This window comes from Bacillus sp. FSL W8-1141 (assembly GCF_038593205.1).
Taxonomy (GTDB): domain Bacteria; phylum Bacillota; class Bacilli; order Bacillales; family Bacillaceae; genus Bacillus; species Bacillus altitudinis.
The window spans coordinates 1022902-1036586 of the sequence record NZ_CP151973.1; the positions used below are offsets into that span (position 1 = coordinate 1022902).

The 13685-nt window shown below is 41.5% G+C and carries 13 protein-coding genes; 8 read left to right on the forward strand and 5 right to left on the reverse strand.

Going from position 1 to position 13685, the window contains the following annotated elements; translation table 11 throughout:
• Positions 1–89: 89 nt before the first annotated feature.
• The 3 genes from NSQ52_RS05140 to NSQ52_RS05150 all read right to left on the reverse strand — a co-directional run bounded on the left by NSQ52_RS05140 (position 90) and on the right by NSQ52_RS05150 (position 2400).
• The gene (locus tag NSQ52_RS05140) at positions 90–608 is read right to left on the reverse strand and encodes a tryptophan transporter (protein ID WP_008348886.1); all 519 of its coding nucleotides are present in this window, start codon (positions 606–608) and stop codon (positions 90–92) included.
• 125 nt (positions 609–733) lie between these two features.
• Positions 734–1813 carry a 3-phosphoserine/phosphohydroxythreonine transaminase gene (serC, locus tag NSQ52_RS05145; protein WP_342473970.1) on the reverse strand — a complete coding sequence of 360 codons (1080 nt, stop codon included), beginning with the start codon at positions 1811–1813 and terminating at the stop codon, positions 734–736.
• Between the two features lie 158 nt (positions 1814–1971).
• A complete protein-coding gene (locus tag NSQ52_RS05150; protein WP_008348883.1) occupies positions 1972–2400 on the reverse strand; it encodes an HIT family protein in 429 nt (142 codons plus the stop codon).
• 487 nt (positions 2401–2887) lie between these two features.
• Here NSQ52_RS05150 and NSQ52_RS05155 point away from each other — a divergent pair, with 487 nt between their 5' ends.
• From NSQ52_RS05155 to NSQ52_RS05165, 3 genes are read left to right on the forward strand one after another with little or no spacing between them, the layout of a single operon-like run.
• Positions 2888–3628, forward strand: a complete 741-nt coding sequence (locus NSQ52_RS05155) for an ABC transporter ATP-binding protein (protein WP_342473971.1) — start codon at positions 2888–2890, stop codon at positions 3626–3628.
• Positions 3621–4841, forward strand: coding sequence for an ABC transporter permease (locus NSQ52_RS05160; RefSeq protein ID WP_007497169.1), 1221 nt, complete (start codon positions 3621–3623; stop codon positions 4839–4841). The genes NSQ52_RS05155 and NSQ52_RS05160 overlap by 8 nt, the downstream gene beginning before the upstream one ends.
• A gap of 46 nt (positions 4842–4887) precedes the next feature.
• Positions 4888–5595: an EcsC family protein gene (locus tag NSQ52_RS05165; RefSeq protein WP_024719995.1), complete on the forward strand. Its 708-nt coding sequence runs from the start codon at positions 4888–4890 to the stop codon at positions 5593–5595.
• Positions 5596–5623: 28 nt separating this feature from the next.
• On the opposite strand, the gene NSQ52_RS05170 is transcribed toward NSQ52_RS05165, so the two are convergent.
• Entirely contained in the window at positions 5624–6811 is a 1188-nt protein-coding gene (locus NSQ52_RS05170; protein WP_342473972.1) for a M20 family metallopeptidase, read from the reverse strand.
• An 80-nt stretch (positions 6812–6891) separates the two neighbouring features.
• On the opposite strand from NSQ52_RS05170, the gene NSQ52_RS05175 reads away from it, so the two are divergent.
• Positions 6892–7248 (forward strand): hypothetical protein, encoded by a 357-nt coding sequence (locus NSQ52_RS05175; protein WP_017360309.1) that lies wholly within the window; start codon positions 6892–6894, stop codon positions 7246–7248.
• A 58-nt stretch (positions 7249–7306) separates the two neighbouring features.
• Here NSQ52_RS05175 and NSQ52_RS05180 read toward each other — a convergent pair whose 3' ends face one another.
• Positions 7307–7792 (reverse strand): antibiotic biosynthesis monooxygenase, encoded by a 486-nt coding sequence (locus NSQ52_RS05180; protein ID WP_007497177.1) that lies wholly within the window; start codon positions 7790–7792, stop codon positions 7307–7309.
• Positions 7793–7919: 127 nt separating this feature from the next.
• Here NSQ52_RS05180 and NSQ52_RS05185 point away from each other — a divergent pair, with 127 nt between their 5' ends.
• From NSQ52_RS05185 to hemY, 4 genes are all read left to right on the forward strand, one after another.
• Positions 7920–10055: a transglycosylase domain-containing protein gene (locus NSQ52_RS05185; protein WP_342473973.1), complete on the forward strand. Its 2136-nt coding sequence runs from the start codon at positions 7920–7922 to the stop codon at positions 10053–10055.
• A 124-nt stretch (positions 10056–10179) separates the two neighbouring features.
• Positions 10180–11238, forward strand: a complete 1059-nt coding sequence (gene hemE, locus NSQ52_RS05190) for a uroporphyrinogen decarboxylase (protein ID WP_025207037.1) — start codon at positions 10180–10182, stop codon at positions 11236–11238.
• A gap of 32 nt (positions 11239–11270) precedes the next feature.
• On the forward strand, positions 11271–12209 hold the full coding sequence (hemH, locus tag NSQ52_RS05195) for a ferrochelatase (protein ID WP_017366949.1): 939 nt from the start codon (positions 11271–11273) through the stop codon (positions 12207–12209).
• A 22-nt stretch (positions 12210–12231) separates the two neighbouring features.
• A complete protein-coding gene (hemY, locus tag NSQ52_RS05200) occupies positions 12232–13644 on the forward strand; it encodes a protoporphyrinogen oxidase (protein ID WP_039167644.1) in 1413 nt (470 codons plus the stop codon).
• Positions 13645–13685 lie beyond the last annotated feature (41 nt).

Below are 13685 nucleotides of genomic sequence, written 5' to 3' on the forward strand. Positions count from 1 at the left end.
AGACAAAGGGCTAAAATAAAGAATCATTTTAGCCCTTTGTCAACAATATGAAAAAACCTCTTCATCCAATGAAGAGGTTCAGTTATTCGTTAAGCGACTTCAATCATTCTTGCGCGCTTTAATATGGACTGAGCAATCGGGAAGACAAATACCATAGCTATCGTATTGATCACAGTTGCTGGCAGGACAACACCTACAAGAAGTGCTGGTAACGCAGCCGGCAGTCCAGTAATCAGTAAAGCGGCAGATAGGAAAATCACGCCCGATACGACGGTCCCAACAGCGGTGAGTACAGCGGTCAGAACGACTTTGTTCTTGATCTTCTGGCAAGATAAGAAAAGGGCTAAGAAGATAAAGGCTGTCACCGGTTTATCAATCATATTTGGAATTTGTCCGCCTGGAAAACCTGTTGTCAAAGCGGAAATGACCCCAGTGACTAGGGCGATCACAACGACATGCTGTACCTTCGGAAAAAGGATGATGCTTAAAAACATCATGACCAGCATCATATCAGGTTTCATTCCGAAAAAGATGGGCGGGAAAATCGTATGCAAAACAGCTCCCATTGCTGCAAGCAATGACATAATCACTAATTCTTTTGTTTTCATTTCTATGCTCTCCTCTGCTAAGCTCTTAGAACTCTCCAATAATATGGCTGATCATTTATTGCAAGAGTCATGACTTTATATTTCTCGTTATTATAACAAATTTATTTCACGATAGAAAAGCCTTTTTACTCATTTTCTTGCTGGAACTTTTTCATAAAGTCCGCAAGCTTTTGGCAGTCTTCTATAGAGACGGCGTTGTAAATCGAGGCTCTGCATCCGCCAACAGAACGATGGCCGGCGAGTCCAACCATTTGTTCTTGTTTTGCTTTCTCCACAAAGGATGCAGTGAGTGCATCATCACGAAGGGTAAACGTGACATTCATATGTGAACGGCTGTCAGCACGTGCATGTCCTTTGTAAAAACCACCGCTTTGATCAATCGTATCATACAGAAGCGCTGCTTTTTGTTCATTGCGTTTTTCTGCTGCTTCTACGCCGCCCGCCTGTTTCACATGCTCCAGGACAAGGGATAGCATATAAATCGCAAAAGTCGGTGGTGTGTGATAAAGAGAATTGGCTTTGGCATGTGTTGAATATTTTAAAATTTTAGGTGTGCCGCTTTTTTCTTTCTCTAATAAACGTTTGCGCGCGATCACAATCGTGATACCAGAAGGCCCTAGATTTTTTTGTGCCCCGGCATAAATGAAATCAAATGAAGACACGTCTATTTTTTTGCTGAGAATATCACTGGACATGTCGGCAATAAGCGGGAGTGACGTGTTCGGGAACGTTTTCCACTGAGTACCGAAAATGGTATTGTTCGATGTGATGTGCAAGTAAGCACCGTCAGTTAAAACGGAAGCATCTACATCTGGAATATACGAATAGTTGTCGTCTTCACTTGAGGCAAACACTGATGTTTCACCAAACCCTTTTGCTTCTGACAAGGCTTTCTCTGACCAAGCACCTGTTTGGATGAAATGAGCCGTTTCGCCTTCATGTAAGAAGTTCATCGGAATCATTGCAAATTGAAGACTTGCCCCGCCTTGTAAAAAGAGGACCTCATAATCTTCTGGAATGTCCATCAATTCTACCAAGAGTGCTTTCGCTTTATTGTGGACTTCTTCATACTCACCGCTGCGATGAGAAAGTTCCATCACAGACATCCCGGTTTGTTTAAAATCAACAAGTTCTTCCTGTGCTTTTTGAAGCACTTCTAGCGGCAGCACCGCCGGACCAGCATTAAAATTCGTCGTTCGCTTCATCACAATCTCTCCCTATTTCTCGCGTTAATGGATCAAAAGATAAAACCATCCTATCACAAATTTGAAGCATTTGGACAAAAAATTTGAATCGTCCTAAATATCTTACGATTCAGAGGATAAGCACAGAAAAGAAGTGAAAAAAAGAAAAACCTCATCAATTAAGATGAGGTAAGGCGCGTATGGATGGCAGAAGAAATGTCTTTTAAATCCTCTGATGTATATTGATCTTGGTGAGATTTCCATACGGCACCAAAGCCGTCGCCTTTACCATAACGTGGAATGATGTGCATATGGTAATGGAACACAGATTGCCCGGCTTTTTCACCGTTGTTGTTCAGAAGGTTTAAACCAATTGGTTCAAATTCTTGTTTGATGGCTCTAGCGATTTTTGGAATCGCTTGGAAGTAATGATTAGACACTTCTGGTGTCATGTCATAAATGTTTTCTTTATGTATTTTCGGGATTACAAGGGTATGTCCTTTTGTTACTTGGCTGATATCAAGAAAAGCTAATACATGCTCGTCTTCATATACTTTTGCACATGGAATGTCTCCATCAATGATCTTGCAAAAAATGCAGTCGCTCACGCCATGTCACTCCTCATTATTTTTCCTTTATCGTATCACAAAAAGAAGCAAAAAAGAAAACAGGACAAGCGAACTCCTTTGGTCGCTCATCCTGCTCCTGCAGAAGAAATGCTGATGCTTTCATTTGATATGCCTTTTGAATTCTCTATTTACTGAAATAAAGAATTCATATGCCTGCTATTTCTGCCGTAAACACCTCATTTGACGTTTTGGTTCGTCGTATACATATTTGTATAGGACACAAAAATCAAGAATCAGTGAAGCAAAACAGAAGCTAAGGTTTTTAGATGAAAAACCAATTTGTCATGCGGTTATTGCCTTTAACAAACACCTCATTTACGTATTGGTCATCAAGTTCATTTCTTCTACATACATTATGATGACCAGTATGCCTATGTTTTATTCATGAGTTGTCTATAGGTAAACATTTCAAATTGTCTTTCGTTTTTGGTACTATAAAGGAAAAAAGAAAGAAAGGAACGAACTGATGTCCCTTCTAACTGTAAAAGATGTAACGGGTGGATATACAAAGAATCCCGTTCTGAAAAATATTTCATTTGAATTAGAAAGAAACCAAATCGTTGGTCTCATTGGCTTAAACGGGGCGGGAAAAAGTACAACCATTCGTCATATTATTGGATTAATGAAACCTCATAAAGGGGTCATTGAGCTGAACGGACGAACCCTTCAAGAAGATCAAGAGGCGTATCGTTCACAATTTACGTTTATTCCAGAGACACCTGTCTTATATGAAGAATTAACGTTAAAAGAGCATTTAGAGCTGACAGCGGTGGCTTACGGCCTTTCAAAAGAACAATTAGAAGAACGTCTGCCGTCTTTGCTGAAGGAATTCCGAATGGAGAAGCGATTGAAATGGTTCCCTGCTCATTTTTCTAAAGGGATGAAGCAGAAGGTGATGATTATGTGTGCGTTTCTTGTGGAGCCAGAGTTGTATATTATCGATGAGCCGTTTTTAGGGCTTGATCCGCTTGCGATCAACGCACTATTAGAACGTATGAATGCGGCGAAACAAAATGGCGCAAGTGTTCTGATGTCTACGCATATTTTAGCCACAGCGGAACGTTATTGTGATTCCTTTATTATTTTGCATGAAGGGGAAATTAGAGCGAAAGGAACACTGACAGAACTAAGAGAGCAGTTCAACATGAGAGATGCGACACTCGATGATCTTTATTTGGAATTAACAAAGGAAGAAAGCTATGAGTAAAACAACGCAAACCATTTGGAAATCACGATTAGAAGAACACGTACAAGAAACAAGAAAATATTTAAAATATATGTTCAACGATCATCTTGTGATTGTGCTCATTTTTTTCCTTGCAGGCGGGGCGAGTTGGTACAGTAATTGGCTGAAGCATATTCCAGCTCACTTCCCATCCTATTGGGTCATGGCAGTTGTTTTCTCATTGGTACTGACTAGTTCTTACGTGCGAACGTTGATCAAAGAGGCAGATCTTGTGTTTATGCTTCCTTTGGAAGCTAAGATGGACCCTTATTTAAAACAAGCGTTTAACTTTAGCTTCATTTCTCAGTTATTTCCTTTGATTGCCGTGTCCATTATTGCACTTCCGCTATATTCGGCTGTCTCCTCAGGCGATCTGATGCTATATGTGCTCATTTTGGCGCAAATGATCTTAATAAAAGGTCTGAATACAGCGATTCAGTGGAGAATCACTTATTTTCAAGGGAAACATGTCAGATGGATTGATGCAGTGATTCGTTTTCTGCTCAATACAATGTTAATGTATACCGTTTTACAAGCAGCTTATGCCATTGCCATTGTTTTTTATCTTTTATATGCTGTCTATCTCATTTATCTAACAAATGCAGTAAAAAAACAGCCCTTTCAATGGGAATTGCATATTTCTGATGAGTTAAAACGAAAACAGCGTTTTTACCGCTTGGCAAACTTATTTACGGATGTCCCTCATTTAAAGAAACAAGTGAAAAGAAGGGCGTATATGGACTGGGTCTTGCAGTTTGTCCCTTATGAACAGCGTAAAGCTTTTTCTTATATGTATGTGAGGGCGTTTTTACGTTCAAATGACTATTTTGGTCTTGTGTTTAGGTTAACGGTCGTGTTTGTGCTCATCCTCTTGTATACAGGTGCAGCAGGCTGGGTGGGGGCATTACTTGTCTTGTTTACAGTCTTTATCACAGGTGTACAGCTTGTCCCGTTAACAAAGCATTTTGCTCATCTGTCGTTACAGGCACTTTATCCTGTGTCTCAGCAAGAAAAAGATCGAAGCTTTTTTGTTCTCGTACGAAATGTACTCATCATCCAGTCAATTGTACTGAGCTCCGCCGTTTTCCCAGCAGGTGGATGGAAGGGAAGCGGACTTGCTCTTCTCATTTCATTGGTATTTGTGCTTGTCCTATTCAAGCCTTACGTACAAAGCAGATTAAAAAAGATGAGATAAGCATTTTTTACAGCGTGTGTATGATGTCACCAAGGAGGGTACTGGGATGAATGCAGCTGAACGGGAACTGTATGAAGAGGCCATTTTTTTTCAAATGCGTTTTTTAAGAAAACCATCCAAGATCGAGCGGTTTTCAAAAGGTGTTCAGCAGCAAGTGAATCGCCGAATCCCTGCTCGATTTCATCAAGTCATCACAAGTGCGGTGAAAACAATGGTTGAATCCACTGTATCAGGAAGCCATTTTACTTCATTTACAGTCATTGATGAACAATTGTCTATAGTAGAGCGAAATGAGCTGGCAAAGGAAAAGGTGACATATTATCAAAAGGCCGCTGCGATTGAAGGAATTGGCACAGGTGCGGGTGGATTGTTTCTCGGAATGGCGGATTTCCCTCTCCTTTTGAGTATTAAAATGAAATGTCTATATGAACTTGCTTGTATATATGGATTTGATTTGTCTCAAAAAGAGGAAAGGCTCTTTTTACTTTGTATTTTTCAACTCGCCTTTTCAAGCAGTGCACACCGTCAAAAAATGATGAAACTCATTGAAGAATGGGAAACAACCCGGGAAGAAATGGATTGGTATAGCTTTCAGCAGGAATATCGAGATTATATTGACCTTGTGAAGCTGTTTCAATTAATGCCTGTGGTCGGTGCCGCTGTTGGTGGGGTGGCAAATCATCAGCTGACTGGACAGCTTGGTGAAGTCGCACGCCATGTGTTTCACTTGAGAGTGTTGAAAGAATCGAAATAGAAAAGCCGCTGGTGGCAGCGGCTTTTTTTTATTTATCGTAGGAAAGGACGGCATGAGCGAGTACCTTTGCTGCGACAGGCATTGCATTTTCGTTAATATCAAATTTCGGATGGTGATGTGGATACACATCTTGGCTGCTTTCTGGCATAGCGCCTGTGTAGAAGAAAGTACCAGGAACATGCTGAAGGTAGTAAGCAAAGTCTTCTCCGCCCATTTGAGTTTCGGCTTCTTTTACTTCTGTGACTCCTTCTGTCTGTTTGGCTATTTCTGCTATATATTCAGTTGGTGCAGGGTGATTTTTGACTGCAGGATAGCCTCTTACATATTCATAAGTATAAGAGGCATCGTGCATGTGGCAGACACCTTTCACCACCTGTTCAATTTCACGTTCAATGATATGGCGTGCACTCTCTTCAAAGGAACGTGCAGTACCTGTTAGCACGGCCGAATCTGCAATGACGTTAAAGGCATTTTCAGCGACAAATCCCCCTACAGATACCACCGCAGAATCAATCGGGTTGACTTTACGGGCCACGACCTGCTGAAGATTGGCTACAATTTGTGAACCGATGAGTACGGCATCTTTCGTCAGGTGCGGCTGTGCGCCATGTCCGCCTTTACCTTGCACTTGAATAGAAAAACGATCGGCGGCTGCCATAAAGTTCCCGCTTTTATAAAGAACAGTGCCGCATGGCTCTGAGGACCAAAGGTGGGTGCCGAAAATGACGTCAACACCGTCTAAACAGCCATCTTCAATCATTGGTTTCGCACCGCCGGGGGCATATTCTTCAGCGTGTTGATGAATGAGGACGATTTTTCCTTTTAATTGATCTCGGTGCTCATGTAAGATCTTCGCTAAGACGAGAAGTGTTGCTGTGTGGCCATCGTGACCGCATGCGTGCATGACGCCAGGTTTTGTTGAACGGTAAGGTACATCCTTTTCATCATGAATGGGAAGTGCATCAAAATCAGCTCTCAGTGCAATGGTCGGTCCAGGGGAAGCTCCTTCAATAAAAGCGAGTACACCATGTCCGCCTACATGTGTGCGTGTCGGGATATGTAATCTGTCATAATATTGAGCGATGTAAGCAGCGGTTTCCTCTTCCTGAAAAGAAAGTTCTGGATTCATATGGAGATGGCGTCTAATTTCAACCATTTCCTCATAATGTTCATCAAGACGTTCATTGATCCTTTTGTGTAAAGTGGATACTGTCATTGATCCGAAAACCTCCTTTAGGCTCTTTTACTGATTGTATGGTAATTGTTAGAATCTTTCAACAGAAGAGGATGTCGAGAATGACAGAGAAGGTCATTTTACATAAAAGTCGAAGGTTAAGTATGAAGCTTGAAAAAGGGGGAGTGGCATTGGGAAGCTGTCCAAATTGTTCAAAAGCATTTTCTTTCGTCGAAAAATTTCATTTATCGCATACGAGAATGATGCTTTGTCCAAGCTGCCGGCATCAAATCAAAGAAACGTTCGTTTCGAAGATGAGCTTTTTGATGATTTGTTTGATTCCACTGTTGGTACTACTTATTCAGATGAAAGGTGCTTCACCTATGCTCAAATGGCCAATCTTATTAGGATGGATCTTGCTGAATTTTTATGTACTTCAGCCAATCATTCATCGGTACGAGCTTAGAGATAAGCGTTGAAAGCCCAGCAGAAGGGCTTTTTTTTATGAAAAAAAGAAGTGCGAAAAGCAGCACTTCCTTAATGGTCTATGACGGCATGATAGGATGTCAGATAGGCAGGACGAGAGAAGATGGAGCCAGTATCCTCGTGTGGCTGAAAGAATGCTTCTGACTCTTGGAAGTCTTGAAATAAGTCTTCAGATTCCCAAAGGGTCAATATCAAGTACACTTCTTCATCCTTTTTTGGTCTTAACACACGAAGCGCCTGAAAGCCGCGCTGGTGTTCTGACATGTTTGTTTTTTTCTGAAAGGTGGATTCAAAAAGTGCTCTGCTTTCGAGCTTTACAGGGATATGATTCAGCGTGACAAAGCCAGATTGGACGAGCTCACCTTTTGTATAAATCACATCATAGGCATGGGGTGCTTTAAAGACTGTCTCACCCTCCGTTTCATGAAAAAGAGCTGCTTGTTCCTTACCGACCGTATAAAGCAGATTTTCAAGATGATGTTTTTTTGCGATTTTTTGCAAAAAGTCTGCTGTTCCATATGTAATATAGAAATTCATCTAAACCGCCTCCTGCTTGATAGTATAACAAAAGAATGATATATAATTCTTTGGTAGTCAATCCATAAAACATATTATGAAGCAATACATCCCATACTATCCGTATAAAGGAATGAGGTGACCTAATTTGAAGAAAAAGAAGATAATCATTCCATTAGTCATTGCAGGAAGTACAATCGTGCTTTCATTTATTGGCTATCTGACCATTTTATTTTTAGGACATTATGTCATAGATGAGAAGAAGCTCGTTTTTCACGCTTCCTCGAAAATCATTGATCAGAATGGAAAAGAACTCACAAGCATGTATTCAGAAAATCGGGACCCTGTGTCATTAAAAGAGGTCCCAGATAAAGTGGCGAAAGCTTTTGTTGCTGTAGAGGACAAGCGCTTTTATGAGCACCACGGAATTGATGCACAATCGATTTCAAGGGCGGTTTATCGAGATATATTAGCAGGTGGAAAGGTGGAAGGCGGCAGTACCATCACCCAGCAGCTCGCCAAAAATATCTTTCTCACAAATGATAAAACGTTTCTTCGAAAAACAAAAGAAGTCATTATTGCGATCAATTTAGAAAGAGATTATTCAAAGGACAAGCTGCTTGAAATGTATTTGAATCAGCTTTACTTTGGTCATGGCGTCTATGGGATCCAAGCAGCGGCCAATTACTATTTTAGTAAAGATGTAAAAGATCTCACTGTCAGTGAAGGAGCTACACTTGCTGCCATGCCAAAGGCACCTTCAACGTATTCCCCTGTTCTACACCCAGATAAAAATAAACAAAGACGGGATACCATCCTGAATTTAATGAATGAACAAGGATATTTGTCTTCTACAGAAACAGTTGAAGCAAAAGGAAGAACACTTGGTATTCATTTAAAAAAGAAATCAGAAACCCCTTGGGTGGACAGTTATGTAGATCTCATGATTAAAGAAGCAGAATCGCAGTATTCGATTTCGCATGAACAATTGCTTCAAGGCGGCTATACCATTACGGTACCAATCGATATGAATTTGCAAAAAGTTGCCTATGATGCAATGAAAAACAATCGTTATTTCCCGGGAAAAAGCGGGTCACCTGAAGGCAGCGCTGTGTTTATTGACAACGCATCTGGTGGTGTAAAAGCAGCAATAGGCGGACGAGAATATCAGGCAAGAGGCTATAACAGAGTCACAGCTGTTAGACAGCCTGGTTCTGTCTTTAAGCCGATCGCAGTATATGGTCCAGCGATGCAGGAGAAAAAATTCAGACCGTATTCACTGCTCGAGGACAAGGAAAAAAGCTATGACGGCTATTCTCCAAAGAACTACGATGGACAGTACGAGGGCAGGGTCACGATGGTAGAGGCTCTCATGAAAAGTAAAAATACATCTGCCGTATGGACGTTAAGCCAGCTTGGCATCGATACGTCTAAATCCTATCTTGAGAAAATGGGGATGGATATTTCGGATAAAGGACTTGCCATAGCGCTTGGTGGTCTAGAAAAAGGGGTTTCTCCATTGCAGATAGCTGGAGCATTTCATACATTTGCAAATGAAGGCGTCTATAAAAAGCCGTTCTTCATTCAGAAAATCACGAATGATGATGGAGAAACCGTTGAAAAAAATCGAAACAAAGAAGAACGAGTGTTTAGCGTACAAAATGCTTGGAATATGACAAGAATGCTTCAACAGGTCGTCAAAGGCGGAACCGCTCAGAGCGGATCATACGCTGGAGATTTGGCTGGTAAAACAGGTACAACTACGTATTCCGGTGTCAAAGGGGCAACGAAAGATGCTTGGTTTGCTGGCTACACGCCTAGTACAACAGGGGCAATCTGGATGGGGTATGACAAAACGGATAACAGTCATTATTTAACTGGCGGCAGTCAGTATCCAGTGCAGTTGATGAAAGATATTTTAACGACAGCCCAAATAACCAATGAAACCTTCCAAAAACCGGAGGGAATTAAAGAACTTCAATCGCCAATCCATTTAGAAGGACTGTCAGGCTTTGAAGCACGTTATGCATTTAAAATCAAAGGGCTCTTTACATTGGAGCTGTCATGGGATGAACAGGAAGACAAACGCGTTGAATATCGTATTTATGAAGTGAGAAATGGAAGCGAGACCCTGATCGATTCTGTAACAGGAACAAACAGCTACACAATGCCGTATGCAAATGTGTTTTCAGATGCGCAGTATAAGGTTGTTCCATACAATACTCAAACACAAGAAGAAGGCGAAGGCAGTGCTTATATCAAGCCGGAGGCTTTTGGACGTTAATATTCGGCGATTTTTTGAACATTGAGCCGCTTTAGTATACCGAGCCTTGAAAAAGCGGTATAGTAAAAGCAGTGTTTGAGCCTTATACAAAGAGAGTGTGAGGCGAAAGGTGGAATGAAAGGTAATGGGAAAAACGAAGGCTTTTAATGACACGTTCTTAAAGGCGTGCAAAGGGGAAAAAACAGACCATGTACCGGTTTGGTATATGAGACAGGCAGGACGCTCGCAGCCTGAATATCGTGCCCTTAAAGAAAAATACGGGCTATTTGAAATTACGCATCAGCCAGAGCTATGTGCTTACGTAACAAGACTTCCTGTAGAACAATATGGTGTAGATGCCGCTATTTTATATAAAGATATTATGACTCCGCTTCCAGCTATTGGAGTGGATGTTGAAATTAAAAATGGAATTGGACCAGTGATTGACTCGCCTATTCGGACAAAGGCAGATATCCAGCGTCTTGGAGAGCTTCATCCTGAAGAAGACCTGCCGTATGTGCTTGATACGATCAAGCTGTTAACAGAGGAGCAGTTGAATGTTCCGCTGATTGGTTTCGCAGGTGCACCTTTTACGATGGCAAGCTATATGATCGAAGGCGGTCCATCTAAAAATTATCATAAAACAAAGGCGCTCATGTACAGTGAGCCAGAGACATGGATGCTTTTGATGAATAAATTAGCCGATATGACGATCACATACATACGCGCTCAGGTAAAAGCAGGCGTCCGAGCATTTCAAATCTTCGACTCTTGGGTTGGCGCTTTAAATGCAGCAGATTACCGGACCTTCATTAAGCCTGTCATGCAGCGTATTTTCACAGAGCTGAAGTCTGAAAACGTACCAATGATTATGTATGGTGTCGGTGCGAGCCATCTGGCCAAAGATTGGCATGACTTGCCGCTTGATGTCGTTGGACTGGATTGGCGTATGAGTATAGACGAAGCGCGAAAAGAAGGCTTAACAAAAACGTTACAAGGAAACCTTGATCCAACGATTTTACTTTCTCCTTGGGAAGTGATTGAAGAAAGAGCAGCAGCGATTTTAGATCAAGGGATGAAATCAGATCAATTCATCTTTAACTTAGGTCACGGGGTATTTCCTGATGTCTCACCAGACACGTTAAAGAAGCTGACAGATTTTATTCACGATTATTCAGCTAAACATAAAAAGACATCCATCTAAATGATTTCAAATGATCTGAAGGAGTGTTGGTTGTGGAGAAAAAGAAAATGGGGCTACTTGTCATGGCATATGGCACCCCATATAAAGAAGAAGACATTGAACGTTACTATACACATATCCGTAGAGGCAGAAAGCCAGAGCCGGAGATGCTACAAGATTTAAAGGACCGCTACAAGGCAATTGGCGGCATTTCTCCTTTATCAAAAATTACAGAACAGCAGGCAAATGGTTTGTGTGAACATTTGAATGAGATCCAAGACGAGATTGAATTTCATGTATACATTGGGTTAAAACATATTGAGCCTTTCATTGAAGATGCAGTCGCTGACATGCACCGAGATGGCATCACAGAAGCGGTAAGTATTGTCCTTGCACCGCACTTCTCCACATTTAGTGTGAAATCGTATAACAAACGTGCACAAGATGAAGCAGAAAAGCTTGGCCATCTGAACATTACTTCTGTTGAAAGCTGGTACGATGAACCGAAGTTTGTGGACTATTGGGTGAAACAAGTGAAAGAGACGTATGCATCCATGAGTCAGGAAGAAAGAGATTCAGCAGTGCTGATTGTGTCTGCACACAGTCTTCCTGAAAAAATTATTGCAGCAGGAGACCCATACCCTGATCAGCTTGCACAATCTGCAAAAATGATTGCTGAAGGTGCAGGAATTGAGCATTATGAAATTGGCTGGCAAAGTGAAGGCAATACGCCTGATCCGTGGCTTGGACCAGACGTACAGGATCTCACGCGTGACCTATTTGAGCAAAAAGGCTATAAAACATTTGTATACGTGCCTGTTGGATTTGTCGCTGATCACCTTGAAGTGTTATACGACAATGATTATGAATGTAAAGTCGTCACGGATGAAATTGGTGCAGCCTACTATCGTCCAGAAATGCCAAATGCGAAACCAGCATTTATTGATGCACTGGCAGCAGTCGTATTAAAGAAGCTTAATGAAAGCAAGTAATCATATAAAAGAAGGCGATCCTATGCATGACAATCAAAAACACCTTGTCATCATTGGCGGTGGCATCACGGGTTTGGCCGCCGCCTTCTATTTGGAAAAGGAAATTGAAGAAAAAGGCCTTCCTATCCAAATATCTCTTATTGAAGCGAGTCCTAGGCTAGGTGGAAAAATTCAAACATTATATAAAGACGGTTATATCATTGAACGTGGACCCGATTCATTTTTAGAAAGAAAGGTCAGTGGACCCCAGCTGGCAAAAGATGTTGGCCTATCTGATCAGCTCGTCAATAATGAAACAGGGCAAGCGTATGTATTAGTCAATGAAACCCTTCATCCGATGCCAAAGGGGGCTGTCATGGGCATTCCAACTCAAATCAGTCCTTTCATTACAACTGGGCTTTTTTCAGTTGCCGGAAAAGCACGTGCAGCGATGGATTTCGTATTGCCAAAAAGCAAACAGACAGAAGATCAGTCTCTGGGGGAATTTTTTAGAAGACGTGTGGGTGATGAAGTGGTGGAGAATTTAATTGAACCGCTACTATCAGGCATTTATGCTGGTGACATTGATCGCCTGAGCTTAATGTCTACCTTCCCGCAGTTCTATCAAACAGAACAGAAGCATCGCAGTTTGATTCTTGGGATGAAAAAATCACAGCAGCATGCAAAAGCGCAACAAGTGACAGCGAAAAAGCAAGGACAGTTCCAGACAATCAATCAAGGGCTGCAAGCACTTGTTGAAGCGGTCGAAAGTAAACTCAAGCTGACGAAGATTTACAAAGGGACAAAAGTGACCCAGATCGAAAAAGCAGAGGGAGGCTATGGCGTTCAATTAGACAGCGGTCAAACGCTTTTTGCAGATTCTGCCATTGTGACAACTCCTCACCAATCGATCTATTCCATGTTTCCAAAAGAAGCAGGGCTTGAGTACTTGCATGACATGACATCGACTTCTGTTGCAACAGTTGCACTCGGATTTAAAGAAGAGGATGTTCACAATGAATATGATGGTACTGGTTTTGTCATCTCAAGAAATAGTGATTTCTCCATTACAGCATGTACGTGGACAAATAAGAAATGGCCTCACACTGCACCTAAAGGAAAAACATTGCTCCGTGCATACGTTGGGAAAGCTGGCGATGAATCAATTGTCGAACAGTCTGATCATCAAATCGTGAGCATCGTGCTGGAGGATTTGAAGAAAATCATGGATATTAAAGCAGATCCAGAGCTGACGACAGTGACTCGCTGGAAAACAAGCATGCCGCAATATCATGTGGGTCATCAAAAACAGATTTCGACGATGCGAGAAACGTTTATGCAATCATATCCTGGTATTTATATCACGGGTGCTGCATTTGAAGGTGTTGGGATTCCTGATTGTATTGATCAAGGAAAAGCTGCCATCTCAGAAGCTGTATCTTATCTATTTTCATAAAAAACAAACTCCCTTTTCTGTCATGGAAAGGGAGTTTTTCA

Bases quoted from the DNA above. Each gene is read 5' to 3' on its own strand.
- NSQ52_RS05140 (WP_008348886.1), bottom strand. From the start codon at position 608: ATGAAAACAAAAGAATTAGTGATTATGTCATTGCTTGCAGCAATGGGA.
- NSQ52_RS05155 (WP_342473971.1), top strand. From the start codon at position 2,888: ATGTCCCTTCTAACTGTAAAAGATGTAACGGGTGGATATACAAAGAAT.
- NSQ52_RS05160 (WP_007497169.1), top strand. From the start codon at position 3,621: ATGAGTAAAACAACGCAAACCATTTGGAAATCACGATTAGAAGAACAC.
- NSQ52_RS05180 (WP_007497177.1), bottom strand. From the start codon at position 7,792: ATGAATTTCTATATTACATATGGAACAGCAGACTTTTTGCAAAAAATC.
- serC (WP_342473970.1), bottom strand. From the start codon at position 1,813: ATGAAGCGAACGACGAATTTTAATGCTGGTCCGGCGGTGCTGCCGCTA.
- NSQ52_RS05175 (WP_017360309.1), top strand. From the start codon at position 6,892: ATGACAGAGAAGGTCATTTTACATAAAAGTCGAAGGTTAAGTATGAAG.
- NSQ52_RS05170 (WP_342473972.1), bottom strand. From the start codon at position 6,811: ATGACAGTATCCACTTTACACAAAAGGATCAATGAACGTCTTGATGAA.
- hemY (WP_039167644.1), top strand. From the start codon at position 12,232: ATGCATGACAATCAAAAACACCTTGTCATCATTGGCGGTGGCATCACG.
- hemE (WP_025207037.1), top strand. From the start codon at position 10,180: ATGGGAAAAACGAAGGCTTTTAATGACACGTTCTTAAAGGCGTGCAAA.
- NSQ52_RS05165 (WP_024719995.1), top strand. From the start codon at position 4,888: ATGAATGCAGCTGAACGGGAACTGTATGAAGAGGCCATTTTTTTTCAA.